General features: G+C 61.1%; 20 protein-coding genes and 2 pseudogenes. 11 read left to right on the plus strand and 11 right to left on the minus strand.

Annotation, left to right across the window (positions count from 1 at the left end; genetic code table 11):
* Positions 1-130: 130 nt before the first annotated feature.
* Positions 131-1,441 carry an SLC13 family permease gene (locus U1701_RS16250; RefSeq protein WP_332783631.1) on the minus strand — a complete coding sequence of 437 codons (1,311 nt, stop codon included), beginning with the start codon at positions 1,439-1,441 and terminating at the stop codon, positions 131-133.
* A 143-nt stretch (positions 1,442-1,584) separates the two neighbouring features.
* On the opposite strand from U1701_RS16250, the gene U1701_RS16255 reads away from it, so the two are divergent.
* Complete coding sequence (locus tag U1701_RS16255; protein ID WP_332783632.1) at positions 1,585-2,391, plus strand: hypothetical protein; 807 nt, start codon at positions 1,585-1,587, stop codon at positions 2,389-2,391.
* Positions 2,392-2,538: 147 nt separating this feature from the next.
* The gene (locus tag U1701_RS16260; RefSeq protein ID WP_332783774.1) at positions 2,539-4,032 is read left to right on the plus strand and encodes a L,D-transpeptidase family protein; all 1,494 of its coding nucleotides are present in this window, start codon (positions 2,539-2,541) and stop codon (positions 4,030-4,032) included.
* Here U1701_RS16260 and U1701_RS16265 read toward each other — a convergent pair.
* Positions 4,029-4,444 (minus strand): annotated as a pseudogene (locus tag U1701_RS16265) (chloride channel protein); the annotation flags it as partial. The gene U1701_RS16260 and the pseudogene U1701_RS16265 sit on opposite strands and share 4 nt — an antisense overlap.
* 15 nt (positions 4,445-4,459) lie before the next feature.
* Here U1701_RS16265 and U1701_RS16270 point away from each other — a divergent pair.
* Positions 4,460-4,807 carry a LysR substrate-binding domain-containing protein gene (locus tag U1701_RS16270; protein ID WP_332783633.1) on the plus strand — a complete coding sequence of 116 codons (348 nt, stop codon included), beginning with the start codon at positions 4,460-4,462 and terminating at the stop codon, positions 4,805-4,807.
* 22 nt (positions 4,808-4,829) lie between these two features.
* Here U1701_RS16270 and U1701_RS16275 read toward each other — a convergent pair whose 3' ends face one another.
* Positions 4,830-5,057 carry a hypothetical protein gene (locus U1701_RS16275; protein ID WP_332783634.1) on the minus strand — a complete coding sequence of 76 codons (228 nt, stop codon included), beginning with the start codon at positions 5,055-5,057 and terminating at the stop codon, positions 4,830-4,832.
* A 309-nt stretch (positions 5,058-5,366) separates the two neighbouring features.
* Between U1701_RS16275 and U1701_RS16280 the strand changes: the two genes are divergently transcribed.
* The 4 genes from U1701_RS16280 (at position 5,367) to U1701_RS16295 (ending at position 8,299) form a co-directional block, all read left to right on the plus strand.
* Entirely contained in the window at positions 5,367-6,470 is a 1,104-nt protein-coding gene (locus U1701_RS16280) for a sensor histidine kinase (protein WP_332783635.1), read from the plus strand.
* A gap of 119 nt (positions 6,471-6,589) precedes the next feature.
* Complete coding sequence (locus U1701_RS16285) at positions 6,590-6,997, plus strand: response regulator (protein WP_332783775.1); 408 nt, start codon at positions 6,590-6,592, stop codon at positions 6,995-6,997.
* Between the two features lie 212 nt (positions 6,998-7,209).
* Positions 7,210-7,392, plus strand: coding sequence for a hypothetical protein (locus tag U1701_RS16290; RefSeq protein ID WP_332783636.1), 183 nt, complete (start codon positions 7,210-7,212; stop codon positions 7,390-7,392).
* A 511-nt stretch (positions 7,393-7,903) separates the two neighbouring features.
* Positions 7,904-8,299 (plus strand): response regulator, encoded by a 396-nt coding sequence (locus tag U1701_RS16295; RefSeq protein ID WP_332783637.1) that lies wholly within the window; start codon positions 7,904-7,906, stop codon positions 8,297-8,299.
* Here the strand turns inward: U1701_RS16295 and U1701_RS16300 are convergent.
* From U1701_RS16300 to U1701_RS16315, 4 genes are all read right to left on the minus strand, one after another.
* Positions 8,276-8,575: a response regulator gene (locus tag U1701_RS16300; protein ID WP_332783638.1), complete on the minus strand. Its 300-nt coding sequence runs from the start codon at positions 8,573-8,575 to the stop codon at positions 8,276-8,278. The two genes, U1701_RS16295 and U1701_RS16300, sit on opposite strands and share 24 nt — an antisense overlap.
* Before the next feature lie 60 nt (positions 8,576-8,635).
* Entirely contained in the window at positions 8,636-12,466 is a 3,831-nt protein-coding gene (locus U1701_RS16305) for a PAS domain-containing protein (protein ID WP_332783639.1), read from the minus strand.
* Between the two features lie 58 nt (positions 12,467-12,524).
* Positions 12,525-12,716, minus strand: a complete 192-nt coding sequence (locus U1701_RS16310) for a hypothetical protein (protein ID WP_332783640.1) — start codon at positions 12,714-12,716, stop codon at positions 12,525-12,527.
* Between the two features lie 316 nt (positions 12,717-13,032).
* Positions 13,033-13,320: a winged helix DNA-binding protein gene (locus U1701_RS16315; RefSeq protein WP_332783641.1), complete on the minus strand. Its 288-nt coding sequence runs from the start codon at positions 13,318-13,320 to the stop codon at positions 13,033-13,035.
* Between the two features lie 219 nt (positions 13,321-13,539).
* Here U1701_RS16315 and U1701_RS16320 point away from each other — a divergent pair, with 219 nt between their 5' ends.
* Entirely contained in the window at positions 13,540-13,908 is a 369-nt protein-coding gene (locus tag U1701_RS16320) for a helix-turn-helix domain-containing protein (protein ID WP_332783642.1), read from the plus strand.
* A gap of 113 nt (positions 13,909-14,021) precedes the next feature.
* On the opposite strand, the gene U1701_RS16325 is transcribed toward U1701_RS16320, so the two are convergent.
* On the minus strand, positions 14,022-15,386 hold the full coding sequence (locus tag U1701_RS16325; protein WP_332783643.1) for a methyl-accepting chemotaxis protein: 1,365 nt from the start codon (positions 15,384-15,386) through the stop codon (positions 14,022-14,024).
* A gap of 420 nt (positions 15,387-15,806) precedes the next feature.
* Here U1701_RS16325 and U1701_RS16330 point away from each other — a divergent pair.
* Positions 15,807-16,923 (plus strand): annotated as a pseudogene (locus U1701_RS16330) (IS3 family transposase).
* A 91-nt stretch (positions 16,924-17,014) separates the two neighbouring features.
* Here U1701_RS16330 and U1701_RS16335 read toward each other — a convergent pair.
* Positions 17,015-17,770 carry an EAL domain-containing protein gene (locus U1701_RS16335; protein ID WP_443026082.1) on the minus strand — a complete coding sequence of 252 codons (756 nt, stop codon included), beginning with the start codon at positions 17,768-17,770 and terminating at the stop codon, positions 17,015-17,017.
* Between the two features lie 350 nt (positions 17,771-18,120).
* Here U1701_RS16335 and U1701_RS16340 point away from each other — a divergent pair, with 350 nt between their 5' ends.
* Together U1701_RS16340 and U1701_RS16345 are read left to right on the plus strand one after the other, a co-directional pair.
* Positions 18,121-18,300: a hypothetical protein gene (locus tag U1701_RS16340; RefSeq protein WP_332783645.1), complete on the plus strand. Its 180-nt coding sequence runs from the start codon at positions 18,121-18,123 to the stop codon at positions 18,298-18,300.
* Between the two features lie 39 nt (positions 18,301-18,339).
* Entirely contained in the window at positions 18,340-18,534 is a 195-nt protein-coding gene (locus U1701_RS16345) for a hypothetical protein (protein ID WP_332783646.1), read from the plus strand.
* Between the two features lie 238 nt (positions 18,535-18,772).
* On the opposite strand, the gene U1701_RS16350 is transcribed toward U1701_RS16345, so the two are convergent.
* Both U1701_RS16350 and U1701_RS16355 read right to left on the minus strand, forming a co-directional pair.
* Positions 18,773-19,915, minus strand: coding sequence for a diguanylate cyclase domain-containing protein (locus tag U1701_RS16350; protein WP_332783647.1), 1,143 nt, complete (start codon positions 19,913-19,915; stop codon positions 18,773-18,775).
* A gap of 151 nt (positions 19,916-20,066) precedes the next feature.
* Entirely contained in the window at positions 20,067-22,460 is a 2,394-nt protein-coding gene (locus U1701_RS16355; protein ID WP_332783648.1) for a bifunctional diguanylate cyclase/phosphodiesterase, read from the minus strand.
* Positions 22,461-22,543: the final 83 nt, after the last annotated feature.

Genomic DNA, 22,543 nt, shown 5'->3' on the forward strand with positions numbered 1-22,543 from the left:
TCCCGGGGAGCCAGATCCTGCAGTCGGAAGCGAAGCTTGGTGTGCTAGCCGGTTCGTTCGTCTCGGGTCTTCTGGGCTACGCACTGTTGCGCAGCGTCGGTGCCGCGCGGCCGAAGGCCGATCCGGCGGTCTAGAACGGGAAGACGATGCGGATCGCGGCCACCGCAACGGCGCAGGTGATGATATTGAGCGGCAGGCCGACGCGGACGAAATCCATATAGCGGTAGCCTGCCATCTGATAGACGATGACGTTGGTCTGATAGCCGAACGGTGTCGCGAAGGCCGCGCTCGCCGCCATCATCACCGCGACCAGAAACGGACGCGGGCTGACCGACAGGCTGTCCGCCAGCGCCACCGCGATCGGCGTCACCAACACGGCGACGGTAGCATTCGACAGCAGCTCGGTCAGCACCATGGTGACGATGTAGAGCACGACCAGGGCGATCAGGGGGTCGAGACCATGGACGCTGGCGATCAGCATCTCGGAGATGCCGGCGGCAAGGCCGCTTTCCTCCATCGCCGTACCGATCACGACCATGCCGGCGACCAGCACCAGGATCTCGGGCTTCAGGCCGCGATACGCCTCGTCCGCGCTGATGACCCGCAACAGGATGAGAAGTACCGCGCCAGCGAAGGCAGTGGCGGCAATCGGCGCGACCCCTGCCGTGGCGAGCGCGATGGCGCCGCCGAAGACGGCCAGGGCCGCGATCGCCTTGCGCGGCTGAAGCGGGCGGTGCTCGGCGAACACCCCCGCATCGCCGACCGACGCACTGGCGATGCGGGTCGTGTCGACCGAAGCGGGTCCGCCGTCCGGCACCTCGTTTGCGTGGCGCCCCCCGAGCAGGCGGTTGCTGAAGAGGAAAAGGTAGAGCCCGCCGACGATCGCCATGGGCAGGCCGACCGGCGTAACCTCGAAGATGCCGAAGCGTGGCTGTCCAGCGACGCTCGCCATGTCGTCGACCAGCAGGTTGGTCGAGGTGCCGATCAGCGTGCAGCAGCCGGTCAGGATCGTGACGTAGGAAAGCGGGATAAGGTAGCGCTTCGGGCTCTGGCCAAGCGCCACCGCCACGTCGCGCACCACAGGGGCACCGAGAACAACGATCGGTGTCGAGTTCAGAAAGCAGGACACACTGCCGATCATCGACAGGAGCAGCCAGATGCCCGCGGTGCCGAGCCGGCGGCACATGGCAACGGCGCGCTCTATCGCGCGGTCAAGCAGACCCGACAGCTCGAGCGCGTAGGCGATGACGAAGAGCGAGGCGAGCGCGACGATCGCCGGGCTTGCAAAGGCGCCCTGCATCGCGACCGGGCGGACGACGCCCGCCATCAGCAGCACCGCGGCGCCGGTGAGCGCGACGACGTCGGCGCGTACCTTGTCCCAGACGAGTGCTGCGACGACCGCAACGAGGACGGCGAGCGTCAGGACTTGGTCGAACGGCATGGCAGCGAATGCGTCGGACGGGACGCGCGCGGTGTCAACGTCCCGTCCTGCGCATTCGGTGTGGAGCGGCGTGCGATTATCGCTATCGTGCCGCCATGCGCGAACCCAGCCCCCGATCCAGCCGTCTCGCTTTGGGTGGTGGCTTGGCTGCAGCGATTGCGGTGGGAACGGCAGGGTTCGTGCTCGGCCGGGAGAGCGTGCCATTGTCGGTACCGGTCGCGACCGTAGCACCCAAAACCATCACGCCTGCTCCGTCGCCGCAACCGACCGAAGCGGCAGCGATGGTGCTCGGCCGCGCCGACCTTCTGGCGTTGGCGAATACCGCCGCCGACGCGTTTGCATCCGGCAAGGCGGCGCCCGGTGACGTCGGTTCGGCGGCGGGGCGTCAGTTCGACCTCGTGCTGCCATTCGGTTGCGCCGGTCCAAACGATCCCGCCGCGACCGCGATGGGGTGGGAATATGACGCCGGCACCGGCACGCTGCGCGTGTCGGCGACACCGGTCACATGGAGCGGTGCGGACTGGCACGTCCGTCAGGGCGACGAAGCGGCAACCGCGACCGGCTTCTGGATCAATCGCCCGTGGTCGACCAACGAGCGCTGCCCTGTGCGTGTCGGTGAGGCCGCGCCCACCGGCACTGAGCCGGTAACGCTGCCGGGTCAGACGTTGGCGATCGCGACGTTTGGCGGCGACGGTGCGCTCGGCAATGGGAGACGCGCATTCGAGACGGTGCAGCGTGTGCCCAAGTTCGACGGATCGCGGGGCTTTCGCCTGCGCATTACCGGCCGGCTCGACCGCGCGGTATCCGGTGGCCCCGTGCGCTGCGTACAACCCGGCGGCGTCGACCAGCGGCCGATCTGCACAATTGCTGCGGTGATAGACGACGTCCGGATCGAGAACTCCGCGACGGGAGCGACGTTAGCGACTTGGACGATGAGCCACACAGGTTGAGGCCGTGGGCGATGCACCTCGATCGACTGCGCTTCGCGGCAACGGTCGACCCGTTATCGCTATGCCGATCCGAGCCCATGTTAAGATTGGCGCGTTTCATGAGGCATGAATGAGGAAATATCGCGAGCCCGGCTCGGCCGTGGCGCAATGCCGTATCTGATAGTAGCGCTTGGCGGGTTGGCTTGCGCGGGAGGGGCCATCGCCCAGACCACTGAAACCTCACCCGCTGTCACGGCGTCCGGAGACGTCACGACCAGCGCAGCACGCGGACAGCCTGGAGCCTGGTCAAGCACGAACGTCATGGCGTTCGACCAGGTGCTTGCCGATCGCGCCAAGCACGGTCTCGACCATATCGACTTCCTGAGGAAACCCGCCGACGGCGCGGCAGCTGATGACGGGGACGCCGCCCGGACCAAGGCGGCGCTCGAGTATGGAGGGGCGCTTGCCCATGGCCGCGTCGATCCGACATCGCTGTACACAGTGTACACCTTACCGCGTCCGAAGGCGGACCTCGCCGCCGGTCTTGTCCGCGCGCTTGCCAGGAACGGTCTCGCCGCGTGGTTCGACGGCATCGCCCCGCAAGACGCCGAATACAGGCAGCTGTCGGACGCCTATCTCGCCTTCAACGCTAAGGCGTCCGCCGCGACGCCGGCGCTGGTCATTCCCGCCGGCGTTATCCGCGTCGGCGACCGCGATGCGCGCGTTTCGGCCATCGTCGAGCAACTCGTGGAAAGCGGGTATCTGCCCGCATCTCCAGACACGTCCGCCCCGGCAGCCGGCTCACCTGCGGCGCCACTCTATACCCAGTCGATCTCCGACGCTTTGAAGGGGCTTCAGACCGATTACGGCATCGCTGCGGACGGGGTGGTCGGTCCCGAGACGTTGAAGGTCCTGAACCTGGGTGCGGGCGACCGCGCGCGTGCGCTGGCGGTCGGACTCGAACGGCGGCGGTGGTTGGACCGCACGCCGGCGACGACGCGTATCGACGTCAACACCGCCGCCGCCCAACTGCGCTATTACCGGGACGGCGCGCTCGTCGATACGCGGAAAGTCATCGTCGGCGAACCGAGCCACGAAACGCCGCCCTTGTCCTCGCCGATCTACCGCCTCGTCGCGAACCCGACCTGGACGATCCCGAAGTCGATACAGAACGGCGAGATGGCGGGTGTCGGCGACGACTATCTCCAGGCGCATGACATGGTGATGCGCGACGGCTGGATCGTCCAGCAACCGGGACCGAACAATGCGTTGGGGCTCGTCAAGTTCGACATGGCCAACGATCAAGCGATCTATTTGCACGACACGTCCGCTCCGGCCCTGTTCGATCGCAGCCAGCGGCATCTGAGCCACGGCTGCGTGCGCGTCGAGGATGCGCCTGGGTTCGCGCAGATGATCGCGGAAGACGAAGGCGTCGCCGAGGCATGGCAGACCGCAACCGCGTCCGGCGACATGATTTTCGTCCCGTTGCCGCGGCGAATTCCCGTGCGGTTGCTTTACCACAATGTCTATGCCGCCGACGACGGCAGAGTCATTTTCAGGACCGATCCCTATGGCTGGAACGATTCGGTCGCGGAGCAGCTCGGGTTCGCAAAGGCGTCGGCAAGACGTGCCGAGGCCAAGGCGATCGATGTCGGTCCCTAGACCTTTGCGGGACCGGGCATCGCGAAACTCTGCGACAGTCCGTGATACAGCTTCTCGCGGCATACCCACTGGCTGGCGGCATCGGCGATGTAGGCGGTGGCGAACATCGGCAGCATCAGCCCGCGGCTGGCTGTCGTTTCCGACAGGATGATCACCGCGGTCAGCGGCGCGCGGACGACGCCGGCGAAATAGGCGACCATGCCGAGGATCACGACCGCACTGGCCGGTTCGCCGGGAATATCTGGCGCAGCAGATTGCCGACCCCTGCCCCGACCGCAAGCGACGGCGCGAATATCCCGCCCGGCAGCCCAGCGATAGCGGTCGCCGCCGTGGCGACGAATTTCGCCGGCCCGAACCAGAGCGGCGCGTCGACTCGGACGATCATAGCGCGCGCCGCCGAATAGCCGGTGCCCCCGTTCCAGCGGTCGTGCGCGGATCGATCGGCCAGGCAAAGCCATGGGAGGTGACGACGCCGGCCGGAAAAACGCGCATCGCGGTCGATCCCGTTCTCAGCCTGTCGTCGCTCGTCATGGTCCGGGACGCGGTGCGGATGGGCGTCGGCATCGCACGTCTCCCGCTGTCGCTCGTCAGCCACGATCTGGCCGCGGGCACGCTGGTAAATTGGGGTGACGTCGAAGGGCCTCAGACAGCGCTTTGGGCGCTTTATCCGACACGCCGCTTGCTGAGTGCGCGCGTGTCAGCCTTCCTCGAATATCTGCGGGAGGCCTTTCCGCAGGGCACGCCCGACGAGCTTGCCGCCTATGTAGGGCGCTAAGGGTCTTATACGGCACCCGGAATCAGGGCCGCCCTGCTGAGGTGGTCAGGCAATGCCGAACTGTGCCTTGATGCCGGAAGAAGGCGTCGTCGCTGGCTAACTGGCGGTGAGCGAGAATCTGCTTGGCGTCATCGCCGGCCGCATAGCGCAACCGGTCGCTGTCGTCGGTCACGGCGCTGTGAACCAGTTCGGCGACCTGCTCCGGCGAAGAGCCGTTCGCCATGAACGGGCCGAACGCGGCGATGACCAACGAGACCAGGGGCTGATACTCTGCGATCGACTCGTCATTGCTGAATTAGAACGACCGTCCGGCGAAGTCGGTCTTCATCGCTCCGGGTTCGATCACCTTCAGCCGAATGCCGAGCACGCCGAGCTCGTAGTGCAACGCCTCGGAGATACCCTCGATGGCGAACTTCGTCCCGTGTTACAGCGCGCCCAGCGGGAAGGCTACCCGGGCAAGCAGCCTGCATATCGGCGCTTTTGTTGATGCTATATCGAGACTCCGTACGAGACGGCGAAGGAGTGGCGCCCTCGACCTTCGCATAGTATCAGTGATGGCATGAATTTCTCGAACGCTATTGCCGATAACGAACGCGAGCGCATGGCTGCGGTTAGACGCTACGATATTCTCGACACGCCACCCGACGGCGCGTTCGACCGCATCACCGCGCTAGCCGCGCGTCGCTTCGGTGTGCCTATCGCGATCATCAGCATAGTCGACCAGGATCGAATCTGGTTCAAGTCACACCATGGCGTGCCGATCAGCGAGATCGGCCGCGATCCTGGACTGTGCGCCTCGGCAATCCTGAGTGACGTGCCACATATCCTCAACGATGCGAGCATCGATCCCCGTTCGCTCGCCAACCCGCTCGTCGCCAGCGAGTTCGGCCTGCGCTTCTATGCGGGCGTGCCGCTGACCAGCAGCGACGGCTACAATCTTGGCACCTTGTGCATTATCGACAAGGAAGCCCGGCCCATAGAGCAAGCGCAGATTGAGGATCTCAAGGATCTCGCCTCGGTGGTGATGGACCAGATGGAGCTTCAACTTTCGGCGCGCCGCGCGGTCGGCCAGGCGGAGCTGATGGCCAAGGAAATCGACCACAGGGTGATGAACAGCCTCCAATTCGTCTCGGGCCTACTGATGATGCAGAGCCGCTCGCCGGATGTCGGTGAGGCCGCGTCGCATTTGCGGATAGCAGCGAACCGCGTTGCGGCGGTGGCGCAGGTTCATCGTCATTTCTATGCAGGCGATGCGGCCGAGGTGTCGTGCATCACTTTCTTACGCCGACTGTGTGGCGATTTGGCCTCGATCCTTGATCGTGAAGTCGAGGTGGATGGCGATGAGGGGAATGTCCCTACGACGCTGATCCAGCCGATTGGGCTACTCGTCAACGAGTTGGTGACCAATGCCGCCAAGCACGGCAAGGGCAAGATCTCCGTGAGCTACCGCCGCGCCGCTGGTGAGCAGATACTCTCGGTCTGCGACCAAGGCGACGGGCTGCCACCCGGGTTCGATCCGGCTGCTACCGGCGGTAGCCTCGGTATGCGTGTAATCACGTCGCTGATCCGGCAACTTGATGGCAAACTTTCAGCAGTGCCGCGTGCGGGAGGGCCTGGAGCCTGCTTCACTGTGGCGTTTCCGGAAAGCCGTGGGTCCGCGTGATGCGCGCGGCAGCGTCATCGCGACTCTGGCGCACCACACCGGGTGGCCACTCGTGAGAAAATATGTCCGGGCAGAATTTACATAAGGCAACTTCGTCAACCCAAATGGGTTTGAACGGTATGCCCCTTTCGAAAGTCCCCTACGCCCTCGTTGTCGACGACGATCCGCTAATCATGATGGACACGACGACCATCCTCGAAGAGGCCGGTTTTCGGTATTACGAGGCCTTTGACGGGGATGAAGCAAAGCTCATGCTATCGGAGAAGTGGGAGAGTATCACGCTCCTGTTTTCCGATGTGGAGATGCCGGGTGAGACGAATGGCTTCGCACTTGCGCGCCATGTTGCCAAACATTGGCCTGCCATCGAGATTGTCATTGCCTCCGGTCACGTCCTGCCGAAAGCCGGGGAGATGCCCGACAAGGCCACGTTCTTGTCCAAGCCGTTCAACAAGCAGACCGTCCACAGACACCTTCGTGAAATGTTGCCGGACGAAAAAAAGCCGGCGCCGCTCCGAAAGGCTGTTTAGCGGCCTGAGCCGCTCTCGTTGCTGGGCTTCCGAGCGGTTTGTACGGCGCTTTCTTAGCCCCCCGCCAGTGTATCGCACGGCCGACGCCTAACCGTTCGCAATTCGATCCTCCACACGCGGCTCCCGCCTGCCAGACCCCTGTGATTAACATAGCATAATTCCCGAATCAGGTAAGTGGTGCAGGCCTAACGCTTCAAAGGAAGGGCGCGAGCGTGGGCGACACAGACCAACAGTATTTTCAGGGGCGAGCGGAAGCGGAATTGGAACTTGCCAAAAGGGCCAACCATCCAGCAGCAGTGAACGCCCACCATGCTTTGGCAGGCCGTTATTATGATCCAACTTATAACGGTGCCGACAATTATCGGAAAACGTCGGAGCTTCAGACAGGCGCTTAGCTTCCTATTACCGAAAATAGCTATGCTGAATATGTCAGATAGAACGAGCAAGGCGCAAGTTCTACCTCTGCTCGCCATCTCCGGGTGAGCTAATTACCCAATTCATAGGCACTTGAATACGACAACTCCAACCGTCGCTTTCAGTTTTTAGAGACGCTGTTCCGTTGATTCCATAAACCACAGCCCCTTGGACATCTCTACTAAACTCTGTCTCAGCATCCGCCGGAGGCTCAGTGCTTCGACCGGGATCATTCCATTCAATTCGGGGCGTGGTTTTCCATTCTTGTCCGAATCTACGCTCGAGAGTACGGAGAGCTGATTATCGCGGCTCACAACGTCGCCCCCTCAATTCCCATGCGCGCCAGCTCGTGTCAGGCGAACCTGCAACAGGCGTGAAGCCGTACGGAGGCAGCTCGGACTTGCTAGGCTATCGAAAACGGGAGCCTTCTCGGAGGGAGGCACCAAGGACAATGGGCTATCCTTAACCACGCCGCTGCCTTAGGACCGTGGCATGCGCGAGGTAGAACCGAAACACCAGGAGGCAGCGCAGCGATTGCACGATCGATGCGTGCTGATCGTTGAGGACGAATATCTCTTGGCGGATGACCTGGCGCGAGGGTTCGACAAGGAAGGCATTAGCATCGTGGGTCCGGTGCCATCGCTCGCTCAGGCACTTGAGCTTGTCGAGCAGAAGCGCATCAATATGGCCGTGCTCGATATCGCGCTCGATGGTGACAAGGTTTACGATGTAGCGGATGCCCTGATCAGGCGAAATGTCGCGGTCCTGTTCGTGACTGGCTACGATCGGAGTGATATTCCGGCTCGCTTCGCCAAGGTGCCGATGTGCCAGAAGCCGGTAGGGGCCGACGAAGTGATTGCGGCGTTAGCGCGCCTCGTCGCCGAGTAGAGTCCGAGCAACAGTGGTTGGATCCACTGGCTTCTCGAAGCGCTCGATGTGCCGCCACTTCGGAGGCAGGCCCGAGGCGTCATAGCCGGTCGCGAAGACGAATGGGATGCTGCGGCTCATGAGGGCTTCGGCAACGGGGAACACGCCTTCGTAACCAAGACTCACATCGAGGATTGCGCCATCCACAGAGGTCTTGTCGAGCAATCCCAGCGCATCATCGACCGAGGCGGCGGGTCCTACGACATGCGCGCCAAACTCCTCCAGCCCCCGTTGCATGGCATCAGCTATGAATACTCGTCCTCGACCAGGAGGATATGTCGGCCTCGCAACAGCGTCTCATTCACCGCCCGAAACTCCTTCGCTTGCTGTCCGGGAGATCGGAACAGCGATGGTGCAGCGTACCCCATCATCCCCAAGTTCGTAAGTCGTCTTCGCTTTCAGCTGGTAGGGCAGAGCACGTTCTATCAGTTCGCGACCATACCCGCCTCCGCGAGCAGGGACGGCAACAAGAGGCATTTCGACACCGCTCTCCTGCCACTCAACATGGAGACGAGGCGGCTCATCCCCCGATTCCGGCTCGACGTGCCAGCGCACAGTGAGGTGCCCATTTGGAGCCATGAACGCCCCATATTTTACGGCGTTCGTCGCAAGTTCGTGAAGGCCGAGCGCGAGAGTCTGGACCGAACCCGAGCGCAGCGGTACCCCGGCAGGGCCATCGAGCGTGACCTTGTTCGCCGCGCCGTCGATCAAACCATGAGCAGCAAGTTCGGTGCGAAGCAGCTCGTCGAACATAACCCTCTCCCCGGCCGCAAGGTGAGAAAGTAACCCTTGGACACGCGAGAGCGCAGAAAGGCGGAGCCGGAAGCGCTTGCCGAAGTCTTCAAGCGATCCGGAGTTGCCGAGGGTGCGATCAGAAAGCGACCGCACTACAGCAATCAGGTTGCGGGTCCGATGCTGTAGCTCTGCTACCAACACGCCTTGGCGATCGACCGCTTCCTTGGCATCGGTAATGTCAGCCCCAAGGCCGGCGACCCAGGCGACCTTCCCGGTCCCGTCAAACAGGGGAAAGTCGGTGTTGTGCATCCAACCCAACGCCCCATCCGAGGCGCGCCTGAACTGAAACTCTTGCTCGACGCGCTCGCCGGCGCGAATGCGCTTGAAGTTGCGCAGAACTCGCTTGCGATCCTGCGGCTCGATCAATCGCGCCCAATTTCGCAAGCTTGGGTCCCCTCCGCGTTCCGGGCCAGCTATCCCGTAGATTGTGTCGAAGGCGGGACTTGCGAACTCCATTCGCATCGTTGCCGCGTTCCTGATCCAGAGAATATTGGTGGACGCATCGCTGAATTGCCGGAACCGCGCCTCGCTTTCCATCACCCGCTGCTGAGCTTCGAGCAGATCGGTGACATCCGTTGAGCTACCTACGAAGTGGTTTTCACCTACCGGCACCCCGCTGTTTCGCAACCAGCGATACTGCCCGTCGGAACGGCGAAAACGGCATTCGAAGACGTAGGCCTCGCGCCTTTCGAAACCCTGCCCGTACGCCGCGAGATAGCCAGCGGCGTCTTCGGAATGCAGGAACTTCGCCCACCCCATGCCGCGAACCTCATCGACGCTGACCCCGAAAAAATCGAGGTAGTTAGCATTGACGAATACCACTCCGGTCGCATCCGTTTCCCATATGAGAACAGGCGCTGCGTCTGCCATCTTGCGGAACCGCGCCTCGCTATTTGCAAGGGCCACCTCGGTCCGCGCGCGTTCGACCGCCGTCCAAGTGCGTTCGGCGACCTCTTTAACAAGGGAGACTTCGCCCGGTGTCCAAACACGAGGGCGGGTCGAAACGGCGCAGATCGCCCAAAGCGGGCCGCTGTCGGCTTCGCGTACACTCGCGCTGATCAAGGCGCCCACGTCGAGGCCAGTCAAATTAGCGCGCTCGCTGTCCGAAAGGCCCTCCCTCTTCGCGATCTCGTCGATAACCAGAGTCGGATCGAACAAGGCCTGAAGGCCTTCGGGAGAATCGGACAAACGTACCTGAGCGGGCAATGGAGGCAGTTGGTCGTCATGCACCTGATGGGGAACGTCGCTTATGCCTTCGGTTGGCCGGTAGATTCCAATGTAGCAGCGATCGAGCCGCATCTGCTCGAAAAGCATCACGAGCGCCCGGTTCGCTATGGAACCAGCGGATCGCTCCGCCCGCAGCGCATCGCTCAAGCGTAGCAGGAATGCCTGCCGTTCATCGCTTTCACGAAGCTCGATTTCGATCCGGCGCTGCTCGGTCACGTCATTGGCGTTGTGTATTAGGGCTTCCACCTCGCCGTCGTCATCGAGCACCGCTGAGTTGACCGGGCTCCACCAGCGCTGTTCGAACGTGCCGTCTGGCCTTGCGACGTCGTACTGAAGGTTGGGGAGCGTGTCTGGCTCCCGTGAAGCGAGTACTCGCTCGAGCGAGGCCCGCAAGGTGCTCACGCCTCCTATGGTCTCGTCGGACGGGTTGTCAGGGTAAGCATCAAAAATTCCGCGCCCGACCACCTCGTCACGCGTTCGCATGGTAGCTGACAAATAGGCGTCGTTGACATCGGCGATAGTGAAATGCGGCGCGTCCGGCTTGAGAACCAGGAACGGTGCGGGGGATGCCTGGAACAACCGGGTGAAGCTCTGATCCGCCTTCACGCGAGCGGTTACGTCCGTCGCGGCCCCGAACCACTCCCTGATTTCCCCAACGTCGTCGAGGAACGGGATAGCGCGTGAAAACGTCCATCCGACCGTGCCGTTCGCACGCAGCACGCGATGCTCCAACTCGAAGACGTCCTTGGCGGCGATCGCGCGGTCGATCGCTACGCGGACCCTGGGGCGCTCGTCGAGCGGAATGTAGGCGTCAACCCAGTCCGCCGTCGCCGCGTGGGTGTCGGCAAGAAAGGTGGACCCGTCAAGTTGGCGCATCTCGCGCCAGTCCGGGCTCATGCGATAGACCGATGATGAGCCAATTGTTGCCAGCGCGCGAAACCGCGCCTCGCTCTCCCGCAACTTCGTTTCCGATTGCATCCGCTCAATCAGGTCTGCCGCCTGCCGGGCAAGAATGTCGAATAGCGCGAAATCAGTTTCCGCAAACATGCGTGGGTCGCGCCATTGCGTCGAGATCATCCCGATCAAGCGGCCCGCGCGCGTGATTAGCGGTGTTGATTGACAAGAGCGGAGGCCCGATCGGCGAAACTCCTCGAGATCTTGCGTTCGCGCCATCATTGGCGAATTTTCCGCGTCCTCGACGATGCTTCGCTGGAGGTCGTGGAGGGCTGTGCCACAAGCCGTGGCGGAAGCCGCATCGACCGACTGCCAGAACGCCGCGGACTCAGCGTGGAAGTTGCGGAATGCAACGAGCTGGAGGTTTGCGTCGGCCGGATTGAAAATCTGAATGCTCGCCGCATCGGATTTCATGAGCGCAACTGCTACGTCGACAACCTGTCCATACATTGCCTGCGGCTCGTATTCACCTATCAGCCGGCCACTTAACTCCTGCAGCATTTTGGCGTCCGATAGCTCTGTCGCAAGCCGTGCATCGGCTTGAGCACGCCCGGCCGATTCCACGTCACGCGACGCTTCCGCCGCCCGCCTTGCTTCGATCGCCTGATGGGCCGCCGATGCGAACCGCGCGAGGCTCTTGATGAGCCGCGCATCTTCGGCCTCAAATTGACCTTCGGGGCTATGCTTGATCGCCCAAACCGTCCCGGCTGGCGTTCCGTCGATGTGAAAAGGCGCTAGCAATCCTTCGTGGATGCCGGGCTCCGCTTGCAGGAGTGCTGGAAACGCGCGCTCCGGATGATTCATGAGCAGAACCGTTTCGCGCGCTATGACCTCGCCGCATGGGCTCGCCTCGCGCGGCATGGTACCATCGCGATATGGCGACCAGGCTCCAGCCGAAGCAACCCAGCGAAAAGTGCCCTGCTCTCCGCCAGGTTCCAACAGGCTGATCCCTGCGGAATCGCAGTGTGTCAACTCGATCGCTACCTCGACCAGACGCTGGAGCACCGTGTCAGGACGGCTGCCCATTGCTTCGGCAAGTGAAGTGAGTGCCTGACTTTCGGATTGGTAGTCGGGTGTGCGGGAGGGGCGGCAATCAAGTTCGCCGGTTATGATGACGCCATCAACGTCGCAGCTTGTGCTCGCATCAAGCATTTGACGAACCCTCTCTGTAGCGATGGATGCGGTATCGCTGGCTATTCACAGCCAAGCACTACGCCGAAAGCTGTTGGCCCGCGAGGGCTGTGCGAGCGATGTTGATCGCTTTGCGACGATCGTCCGCCGAAAAGCGGTGTGGAAAGGCTTCACGGCCGATTTTATCTGCCATCGCCGAGAGTTCTTCCAGATCGGGCGACCGACCTTCACCGATGCACGCCAGCAAGGCGCGAGGGAACAAGCGTTCCATTTTTTCTCCGTGTGTTTTTTCGATTGTGAACCGTTGGCACCCTTCCGATCCCAAACTATGTTAATTCGGAAGGTTCCAGGTCATCAAACATCCGCACTCTTAAACAGCCGTTCGTGAGCACGGATACCGGGCGATTTGAGATAATTACAAACATGGCGCGGGTTCTCGCTACCAACGACAATCGGCCGGCCGCGGCTGCCTCGCTTCCTCGCTTCGCCCAGTGCACTCGCGCTACTCCGTCGGGTTCTCGCTGCCCCGTAGGTCCCTCACCGAGCCTGTTCGACGTGGTATATTGCGCCCGCGCGTGATCGACCTCTCAATCCGGATCGGATTGAGTGTTCGACGGGCCAGTCCAGCCAGCGACGCTCAAGCTCGCTTCAGCCTGATCTAGCCACTCGTCGATCGCGGCGCGCGGCGTGCCGCTGATACCGATGAAAGAACGACGCCCGTCATCGGCATCGGCGACCTTGGAGATCAGAGCGTCGTCGGCGAGCAACTCGACATAGCGATTGGCCGTCGTAGGTGCGACGCCGCTGGCGAGACAGAGGCTTGAGACATCGACGCGGCGCCCCTCGCGATCGGCGATGTAGAGATCGAGGATCATGTCCCAGGTCGGTTCGCCAAAGCGGATACCCTTGAAGGCTTTCGACCGACGCCAACGGCTTCCCAAGATCCACTTGGCAAAGGACAGCCTTCGGCCGGATCACTAGGAGCGAGGTGGAAGTCACTTCCTAGCGTTTACCTCCCAAATTCACGAGCGAAACGCGCGTTTTGCGCCACGCAGTGTTGTGTCCGCACGGGCTCCAAAGGAAGTTACCGAACGATGACCTATGCCTATCACCCCGGCGCAGGCTTCCGCCGCTTTGACACTGCGGCGGCCTCTGCCGACCAGCTCTCCCAGGCACTTCGCGGCCTGCCCGAGGGCAGCGGCCCGGGTCAGGCGCTCGCCGCCTTTAAGCGCGCCGCCGCCTATCTCGCTATTCCCCCGAGCGTGGTGCAGCTTGTCGATGTCCTGTTTGCTTGGACGAGACCCGAAGATTGGCGGTCGGCTTCGACGCCGATCGTATGGCCGCGCAACGACAAGCTTGCGCGCAAGCTGGGGCTGAAGGTGCAGAATCTGCTCGACCGCGCGATCGCTCTTCGCCTCATCAGCCATAAGGACAGTCCGGGGTCGGTTCCTATGGCGGCGTGACTCACAACCCACGGCCTCCGGCAGACCCCAGGGCGGTTCAGGTCATTGCTGAGCTGACGCCGTGAGTGCCGTATGCTCCGATAAACCCGCCATTCAGTCGTGACCGGAAGCGGTCAGCTGGAGACCCGCGCGACGAAGTCAGCCGTTAGACTCTGTAGCGAATTCAAATCACCGTCCACATCGCGCGAGCTCTCGGCGATGCTGCGAATCTCGCGTTCGACCGTGTCGGTGCGTTCGCCAATGTGTTTCATCGTGATCATCATGAAATTGGCAGATGAGGCTGTCTCCTCGACCGTGGCCAATATCTTCGAAGTCGCATGGCCTTGCGCTCCCATCGCCTGCCGGATGCGATGTGCCTGCCCCTCGATCTCGCCGATCGCGTCGCGAATAAACCTGTTCGCCTCAACCGTTTGAGAGCTCGCCGCCTGGATGGACGAGACTTGTGTTGCGATTTCCTCGGTCGCTCTTGCAGTTTGGCTAGCGAGGCTCTTCACTTCCTGCGCCACGACCGCAAATCCTCGTCCTGCGTCACCGGCCCTGGCTGCTTCAATGGTTGCATTTAGGGCCAAAAGGTTCGTCTGTCCTGCGATCGCCCGGATCAGGCTGACCACTGAATCGATTTTCTGCGCGTGTTGCGACAGGCCCTCAGACGAGGCGAGGGCCTGAACCGACGAGTCGGCGGCCTTGATCGCGATTTCCGCTGCTCCTGCAATTTCGATTTGCGTAGCAGAAATGGCGGAAGATAGATCGATTGCCGTGCGAGCGGCTTCTCCCATGGCCACAGCCGATTGGCTTGCTGAGCTTGCAATCTCGCCGGCTTCGCTACGCATCTTGGCTGCTGTTGCGCCCGCCGCATCCGACCGGCTCCGCAGCCGAGCGGAGTCGTCCAGTGCCGTCTTAAGCTGATGCGCGACTTCGTCCCGAAACAGTTCACCCTGTGCGCCGCGCTCCTCGGCTGCTCGCTCGCGGTCCAACAAGCGCACCTGGGTAAGCAGCAACTCCAACTCCACCATCCCGAGTTGCCGGACTGTTCTGCAATGGTGATTAAGCCGTTCGCGATCATCCTCATACAACGTCTCCAAGGCTTCAATGATAAGCTCGGTGTGTCGCGACAATCCGATCGCCACCATGTGTGACGGCACTTTCGTGCGAAATACAGTCTCGCCAAGAGTTCCTACGCGCCTGATCCACGCATCATCGAACGGAGCACTGAGCTTGAAGCGCATTTCGTCCATTGCGGACTCGATCATCTCGACTCTTTGCGAGGCGGACAGACCTTCATTGTGCGTAAGCGCGACGACGGTTTCCCAGTGGCGCCGTGTGGCGCCCAGGACCGCGTGGCCCGCATCTTCCCAAAGGGACGTAAGGTCGCTGCCGAATGCGCCATCTCGGCTGTACGTTTTGACCCGCGCCGAGACCGCCTCATCATTCAGCAAGGTCCCGCCTTCCCTACCCTGTCCAGTATCGCCGCGGTTCATCAGACTGCCACCCTCGCTTCGAGACCACTCTGCCTGACCCATGGTAAACAAGTTGTGCAAATGTAAGAAGATGGCTTTGTCGGGATCGCCTCATCGACGGCGAGTTGGCATGATCCGACCGGGTGCGCAGCTGTAGTTTGGGGGAGAACGATCTTCTCTGCTGCGAAGAGTAGCGGCTACCGTAATGGGAAACGGTCACAATACGGTACGTTTGCCGATTATGGCCGGGGCGGAGCAAGCAATGCTCATATGGGTCAACGATGCCCACGCGCTGAGGCACAGCAATAAGAGGATCGACCATGGATAAGTTTGGGCGGATCATGAATATGGAGGATGTGCGTGACCTGCTGCCCGTTTCCTGGACCGTTTTGAGCTGGAAAATTCCAGTTTAGGATTGAGGGCCAGGTGACGGAGGCAACGATGAAGAGATCGAAGTTCAGCGAGGCGCAGATCGCGTTTATTTTGAAGCAGGCCGAGGACGGCACGACGATCGGCGAGGTGTGTCGCAAAGCCGGGATCAGCGACGCGACATTCTATGCGTGGCGTAAGAAGTACGCCGGGCTGATGCCATCAGAGATGCGGCGTCTGCGGCAGCTCGAGGATGAGAACGCGAAGCTCAAGCGGCTGGTGGCCGACCTAAGTCTAGACAAGGCAATGTTGCAGGATGTCGTCTCGCGAAAGCTCTGAGGCCTGATCGGCGGCGCCAGCTCGTCGATGACATTCGGAGCATCTGGTCCGTCAGTATTCGGCGGGCGTGCAGTGTGCTTCGGGCGGAGCGATCGACCTACCACTATCGTGGCTGCCGCGCGGATCAGGCCGATCTGAAGAAGCGGATACAGGAGATCGCCGAGACGCGTGTGCGCTATGGCTATCGCCGAATCCATGTGCTGCTCCGGCGGGAGGGCTGGGACGTGAACGCGAAGCGTGTTTATCGGCTTACAAGGAGTTGGGACTGCAGCTGCGGCACAAGCCACCCAAGCGCCGGGTGAAGGCGAAGCTGAGAGAAGGCCGCTGCGCGGCGTCTTGTTCGAATGAAGTGTGGGCGATGGACTTCGTCCATGACCAGTTGGCGACGGGATCGAAGCTGCGCATCCTGACGGTGATCGACACGTTCAGCCGGTTCTCGCCGGCGGTGGTGCCGCGGTTCAGCTTCCGGGCGCCCGACGTGATCGAAGTCCTGGACCGCGTGTGCGGCGAACTCGGTTATCCGGCCTCGATCCGGGTGGACCAGGGAAGCGAGTTCGTCTCCCGGGACCTCGACCTGTGGGCGTACATGAGGGGCGTCACGCTGGACTTCTCTCGGCCCGGCACGCCGACCGACAACGCCTTCATCGAGAGCTTCAACGGCAAGTTCCGGGCAGAATGCCTGAACCAGCACTGGTTCATGAGCCTCGACGACGCGGTCGGAAAATGCGAGACTTGGCGTAGAGACTATAACGAGGTGCGGCCACATAGCGCGATCGGCAACAAGCCGCCGATAACGCTTGTGAACCGGTCAGCGGCACATGGCCCGCCCTGGCCGGCAGGAACTGGATGACGCCCAGTCGGGTGGTCCAAGAACGGGTAGCAGGTCATCCATCTGACGAGCTAACTTACCAATGGCAGGAATTCTGGGGAGCAGGTCACTGCTAGCGCAGCTTGGTTTGGGGCAGTTCATACGCTGGCAGGGTCTGGAACCCAGGTCGCGCGAATAAATACCCCTGCATAAACCGTACGCCGATCGAACACAGCGCCTCGTACTCGCCGAGCGTCTCGATGCCCTCTGCAACAACTGCGATGCCCATCCGTTCGAACATCCTGACCAGCCCCTCGACGATCATCTGTCGCGGCATGCTGGTATCGAGATCGCGGATCAACGCCATGTCGAGCTTCACGATGTCAGTCTGAAAGCGCGACAGCAGGGCGATCCCGGCGTGCCCAGCACCAAAGTCGTCCATGGCAGTCGAAAACCCCATGCGCCGGTACGTATCGACAATGTTGGCGACGTGGCCGCTGTCGATCATCTCCTCGTTCTCAGTGAACTCGAAGATCAGCCGCTCAGTGGGAAAACCGACCGCAGCCGCAGTCTTCAGCGTCAGCTTAATGCAGGCGACGGGCGAATAGACAGCGTTCGGCAGGAAGTTGATCGACAGGAAGGCGCCGGTCTTCACAATCCCGGCTTTAACAGCTTGCGTGATCGCGGCAACGCGACACTGTTGATCGAAAGCGTAGCGGTTCTCTGGCGTGACGGCGGCGAGCACCTCGCCAGCACCTTCGTCGTTCGGGCCGCGCGCGAGGGCCTCATAGGCCCAGGCTCGTCCGGTCTTCAAGTCGACGATCGGCTGGAACGCCATCGCCAGATCAAATTGCGTTCCTGCCTGTCGGCAGCCCTCGCATCCACTCACCGTCGCATATCTATTACAGTAGCCTAAGTGTACAAAGACTAAGGAAGTGTGCCTTGCGCGTACGTTCAGCCTTTCAGGCAGACGCTTCCCGAGCGCCTAGCTCTAGATTGGAGCGGCACTTGATGCCTGTGACGCAAAATACCTCATACGAAACGTTCGACAATCAGGATATTGACGACAAGCTTGCCCGCTTACGCGAGCGCCACGTCACACGTAATGGCGATGAGCCACATGCCTGAGTGCAAGTTCAATCAGCGGAATCCCCCGAGGGGTTGATGTGGGATAGGACGATGAAGTCGGCCCTGCCCTCCCGCTTGGCGCGTATTACTATCCCAGCAAAGGAGCGGATCATGATTGACAGCGAACCGAACTCCGACGAGGGCGCGAGCCCCGCCGAGGACATCAAAAAGCAGAACCCTACCGGAACGACGACCGGCGACCAGACCGGTGAAACTGGCGGCGACCATAAGGTTGGGGATCTCGCAAAGGCAGGCCGCGATGACATGGATACCGATGAGGACGCTGAATAACTGGCTGACCAAAGTCCAACCGCCGCGAAGGAGCAATCCATGACCGACCATGAACCGTCCGATCCAAGCCCGGACGATTTCCAGGAAACAGCTGAAACGAGCCTCGATGCGCGTATCGCAGATGAAAGTGCTGCCTACGAAAAGGCGATCGACACCGACACTGCCGATGACGAAGTGGCAGAGGGAAAATGGAGGTCGACCGACGACGGTGGCGGTACGAGCGAAACCGACTGAGTAGCGATTGATTTACGGTTGACTGCCTTGACTGTTTTGGGGGAATGAGACTGCTGCGCGGTCCCATTTCTTCGTGTTCGGCTACGAGTTTGGTGAAGACCAATTCGGGAACGGCTTTCGGAAAAAGTTGCGTTGGCAGGTCCGTTCGACCGGGCAGCGGCGGGATTGTTCCGCTAGCCGCTCGCGAAGGGTGCTCATCGGTATTCTGGGCTACCGAAGAGCGCTCTCCCCCTCGATATCACCCGCCGATACAGGTGGCAGCGCTATAGCGCCATGTGTTGCGACCGCCGCGCTTGGCCTCGTACAACGCGATATCCGCCGATTTATACAGAATTTCTTCCTGATCGCCGTCATCTGGAAATACAGCGACTCCGACACTGGTACTTGCTATCATTCCCTTACCGTTAAATCGAACTTCTTCGGCGAAACTGTCTGCAATGCGGATGCATATCCGCTTAATTTCGTCAGCGTTGTCGGCGCCTTGGAGGATGACGGCGAACTCGTCGCCGCCCAGCCTTGCCACCTGGTCGTCGGCGCGGACCGCGCGACGCAGTCGTGCGCTGATTTCCACCAGCAGCGCGTCGCCGGCGTCGTGGCCCAGCGTATCATTGATGTCTTTAAACCGGTCGAGATCGATCAGGAGTAGGGTAAAGCGCGTGCCGTGCCGACCTGACAGGGTAATCAGCCGACGCAGATGTTCGGTGAACATGCGCCGGTTGGCAAGCGACGTAAGAGCATCAAAGTAGGCAAAGTACTCAAGCTCGTCCTGTGCCGTCCTTAGCGTCTGTGCCGTCTTTCGGTTGGCGTTCACACTGGATATAACGTAGCCGATAGCAAGCAACGCTGCAAAAACGATTGTGAAGAACTGAACACTGGGGAGCGTTTCTTCGAGCCAAGGTAATGTAAGCAGCATTGCGGACGGAATGCCGCCGACGATAAGCAACAACGGAACCGAACGATAGGTGAACGCCTGTGCGTGGATTAGTTGTGCTGTAAGGATTAAAACTGACACAGCTTCGAACCCGGGCACATGATTTATCCAATATAGCAACGGCATCCCGCTCCAAGCTAACGACACCGACGCTGCCGTCAGCAGATAGATGAGACGCATGCGCACCGGGCGGGCCGGATTACGTCCGAGCACCAGCCGAGCGCGATAGGACGCGATCTCGCTTGATAGGCCAACGATCATCCAAAGGGCGGCCCATCGCTCGTCGATGTTGGCGGCAAGAAGGACCGCTGCCAGCAGAACCACGACGATACGGACAGGTGCGATCTTCTGACCCTCACGCGCGGCCGTATCGATCGTTGCGTCGATGTGCTCGGCAATCAGTCGCCGGATACGTGAAAGCACGTGCCGCTGTAAACTACCTGTGCGCATGAATGTACATATAAGCGCAAGAGGGTTTAATAAGATGCACTGATCGGGGGCTATGGTACATCTGGAGGTCCAGTTGGACATGCGCACTGACACTGATCGACGCCAAGCTTACGGCGTCCCACGAACGACAGTTGGTTTGGGAACTTGCCACTCAGGTGGCCACCGATGGGTGTGGAGCCTTGCTAGCCTTCGTGATGAGGGAGGCCAAGCCGGCGCGATCTAGCGGCCGGCTTATCAGATAGCCTTGGATCGTGTCGCAGCCGGCTGCGACTGAGAAATCGTACTGCTCGCACGTCTCGACACCTTCGACAGTCGTGGACATGCCAAGACATTTGGCCATTGTTATAATTGCACGGACGATCGCTGCGCTCTCTGCATCATAGGGTAACTGCCGCACGAACGACTGGTCTATCTTGATCTTGTCGAATGGGAATTTGCGCAAGTAGCTCAGCGACGAGTAGCCGGTCCCAAAATCGTCCATGGAGACGTGAACGCCTAGAGATCTGAGCTCATTCAGCGTTTCGAGCGTCCCACATTCGTCTGATAGCAAAACGCCTTCGGTAATCTCCAGCTCAAGGCGGGACGGAGCCAGGTTGGCAGAATGGAGAGCTGCGACGATTGAGGTGACGAGCGACCGTTCGCCGAACTGAGCAGGCGACAGGTTGATCGCGACACTAATGTCTTCTGGCCATGTCGCCGCCTCGGCGCACGCCGTTCTTACAACCCACTCACCAAGTGACACGATGAGGCCCGTTTCCTCGGCGACGCCAATGAAGTCGGCCGGTGGCACCAAGCCGCGATCTGGATGGTTCCAGCGCACGAGAGCCTCGGCGGACGTGATGCGTCCCGTTATGGCGTCCACCAGCGGCTGGTAATGTAGTTCCATCTGCCCTTTAGCAAGCGCGAGCCGCAACCCCGCCTCAAGGGTTCGGCGCTCACGCATTTTCTCGTCGAGGGATACATCGTAGCGACGAAACCGCCCCCTACCATCTGCCTTGGCGGCATAAAGTGCAAGGTCGGCGTTCCGCATCAACTCTGCCGGGTCGTCGCCGTCGTCCGGCGCCATTGCTATACCCACGCTCGCGCCCAGATGAATCGATTGTCCGTCGAGCATGAAATCGCGTGCTTCGATCACCTTGACGACGCGTTCCGCCAGCGCTTCGGCTGCGTCGGGTTCGTCAGTAGCCAGTTGCAGGACGGCAAACTCGTCGCCGCCCAAACGAGCAAATACATCGTCACTTCGTAAGGTAGATCGCAGGCGATCCGCGACCATGCCGAGGACGATATCTCCCGCTGCGTGTCCGAGCGTATCGTTGACGACCTTGAAGCGGTCCAAACCAAGCATCAGCACGGCGCTGGTCTGGTCGCGATTGCGACGCGATGCTGTGTGAATGGCGAGAAGATCGAAAAACCTCGTACGGTTGGTAAGGCCGGTCAAGGGATCGGTGAACGCCAGTAGCCGCATCTTTGCTTCGGTCTTCAGGCGCTCACGCTGATCCCTGACCGCGATGACAGTTTGGACCTTGTGGCCGAGGGCTACCTCACGACGCAGGACGCGGACCGGGACTTCCTGTCCGTCAGCGCCAATGAGGTTCATCTCCCGCTCCTCACGTTCTGGCAGGCTCGAGATATCGAGGCCCGGCAGCAGAGAGCTTACGAAGCCGCCTGATAACGAGCCTGCCGCGTGACCGGATAAAAGCTCAACGCTGTCGTTGGCTGTCACAACGACATCGCCCTGGCAAATCAGCAAACCCTCAAGTGCTACGTCGGCGAGCTCGCGAAGGCGCCGTCGGTCCTGTCGCAGGTTCGCTTTCGCTGCGAGATCAAACCGCCAGCCAAGAACTGCCAACACGAGCAGGGCGAGTGACACGCCAGCGACCACTGGCGTAATAGCCTGTGGAGAGACCGCGTTGCTGGGAAAGCGCTTCGCTGCATCGAAATGGAGCGTCATCGCGGCCATGCCGCAGAAATGGAGCAAGGCAATCGACAGGAACAGCAGCGGTGCTCCGGCTGAGCGTATTTGCCGATTGCGGCTTGCCACGGCCACCATAGCAATGCCTGAAAGAGGCAGGCTGACAGCGATAGACGGCAGGACTAGCCCCAGGTTCCATGCGACGGTGCCTTGAACGAGGTACGCCGCCTGTCCAACATAATGGAGAGCTGTCACTCCCACGCCTACGATCAGCCCTGCCACGAACTGCTGCCAGCGCTGGCGCACTCGAATGGCGATTAAAACGCCGACGCCGATCCCAATGATGGCGCAGGTCAGCGATATGGCGGTCAGCACCGGTTCGAACGCGGCAGGCATGCCCGGCTTGAATGCGAGCAGGACAATGAAGTGGGTAGCCCAAGCGGTGCCGGCGCTCGCTATAATGCTGACCACACCCCACTTGGTTCGGGCGGATCCACTCGCCCGAGCCGCATGATGGCCGATCGCGAAGGAGGCATAGATGCCGATCGCGCAGACGAGGCTGGCAGCTATCATCAGGCGAGGATCATGCATGTCTCGCATGCACTCGATCACAGAGGAGAGCGAAGCGGCCATGCGTAACGTAGTAAGTTGAAGTTGTTAATGAAACTCTCCTGCCAGAGGTGGCTCGGAAAAACTGCACAGCGGGATAAGTGGAG

This window comes from Sphingomonas rhamnosi (genome assembly GCF_036663615.1).
Lineage (GTDB): Bacteria > Pseudomonadota > Alphaproteobacteria > Sphingomonadales > Sphingomonadaceae > Sphingomonas.

Coding starts and splice junctions, on each gene's coding strand:
- U1701_RS16280 (WP_332783635.1), top strand. CDS start 5,367: ATGAATTTCTCGAACGCTATTGCCGATAACGAACGCGAGCGCATGGCT.
- U1701_RS16300 (WP_332783638.1), bottom strand. CDS start 8,575: ATGCAACGGGGGCTGGAGGAGTTTGGCGCGCATGTCGTAGGACCCGCC.
- U1701_RS16260 (WP_332783774.1), top strand. CDS start 2,539: ATGCCGTATCTGATAGTAGCGCTTGGCGGGTTGGCTTGCGCGGGAGGG.
- U1701_RS16320 (WP_332783642.1), top strand. CDS start 13,540: ATGACCTATGCCTATCACCCCGGCGCAGGCTTCCGCCGCTTTGACACT.
- U1701_RS16345 (WP_332783646.1), top strand. CDS start 18,340: ATGACCGACCATGAACCGTCCGATCCAAGCCCGGACGATTTCCAGGAA.
- U1701_RS16355 (WP_332783648.1), bottom strand. CDS start 22,460: ATGGCCGCTTCGCTCTCCTCTGTGATCGAGTGCATGCGAGACATGCAT.
- U1701_RS16305 (WP_332783639.1), bottom strand. CDS start 12,466: ATGCTTGATGCGAGCACAAGCTGCGACGTTGATGGCGTCATCATAACC.
- U1701_RS16310 (WP_332783640.1), bottom strand. CDS start 12,716: ATGGAACGCTTGTTCCCTCGCGCCTTGCTGGCGTGCATCGGTGAAGGT.
- U1701_RS16340 (WP_332783645.1), top strand. CDS start 18,121: ATGATTGACAGCGAACCGAACTCCGACGAGGGCGCGAGCCCCGCCGAG.
- U1701_RS16350 (WP_332783647.1), bottom strand. CDS start 19,915: ATGCGCACAGGTAGTTTACAGCGGCACGTGCTTTCACGTATCCGGCGA.
- U1701_RS16250 (WP_332783631.1), bottom strand. CDS start 1,441: ATGCCGTTCGACCAAGTCCTGACGCTCGCCGTCCTCGTTGCGGTCGTC.
- U1701_RS16325 (WP_332783643.1), bottom strand. CDS start 15,386: ATGAACCGCGGCGATACTGGACAGGGTAGGGAAGGCGGGACCTTGCTG.
- U1701_RS16315 (WP_332783641.1), bottom strand. CDS start 13,320: ATGATCCTCGATCTCTACATCGCCGATCGCGAGGGGCGCCGCGTCGAT.
- U1701_RS16285 (WP_332783775.1), top strand. CDS start 6,590: ATGCCCCTTTCGAAAGTCCCCTACGCCCTCGTTGTCGACGACGATCCG.
- U1701_RS16295 (WP_332783637.1), top strand. CDS start 7,904: ATGCGCGAGGTAGAACCGAAACACCAGGAGGCAGCGCAGCGATTGCAC.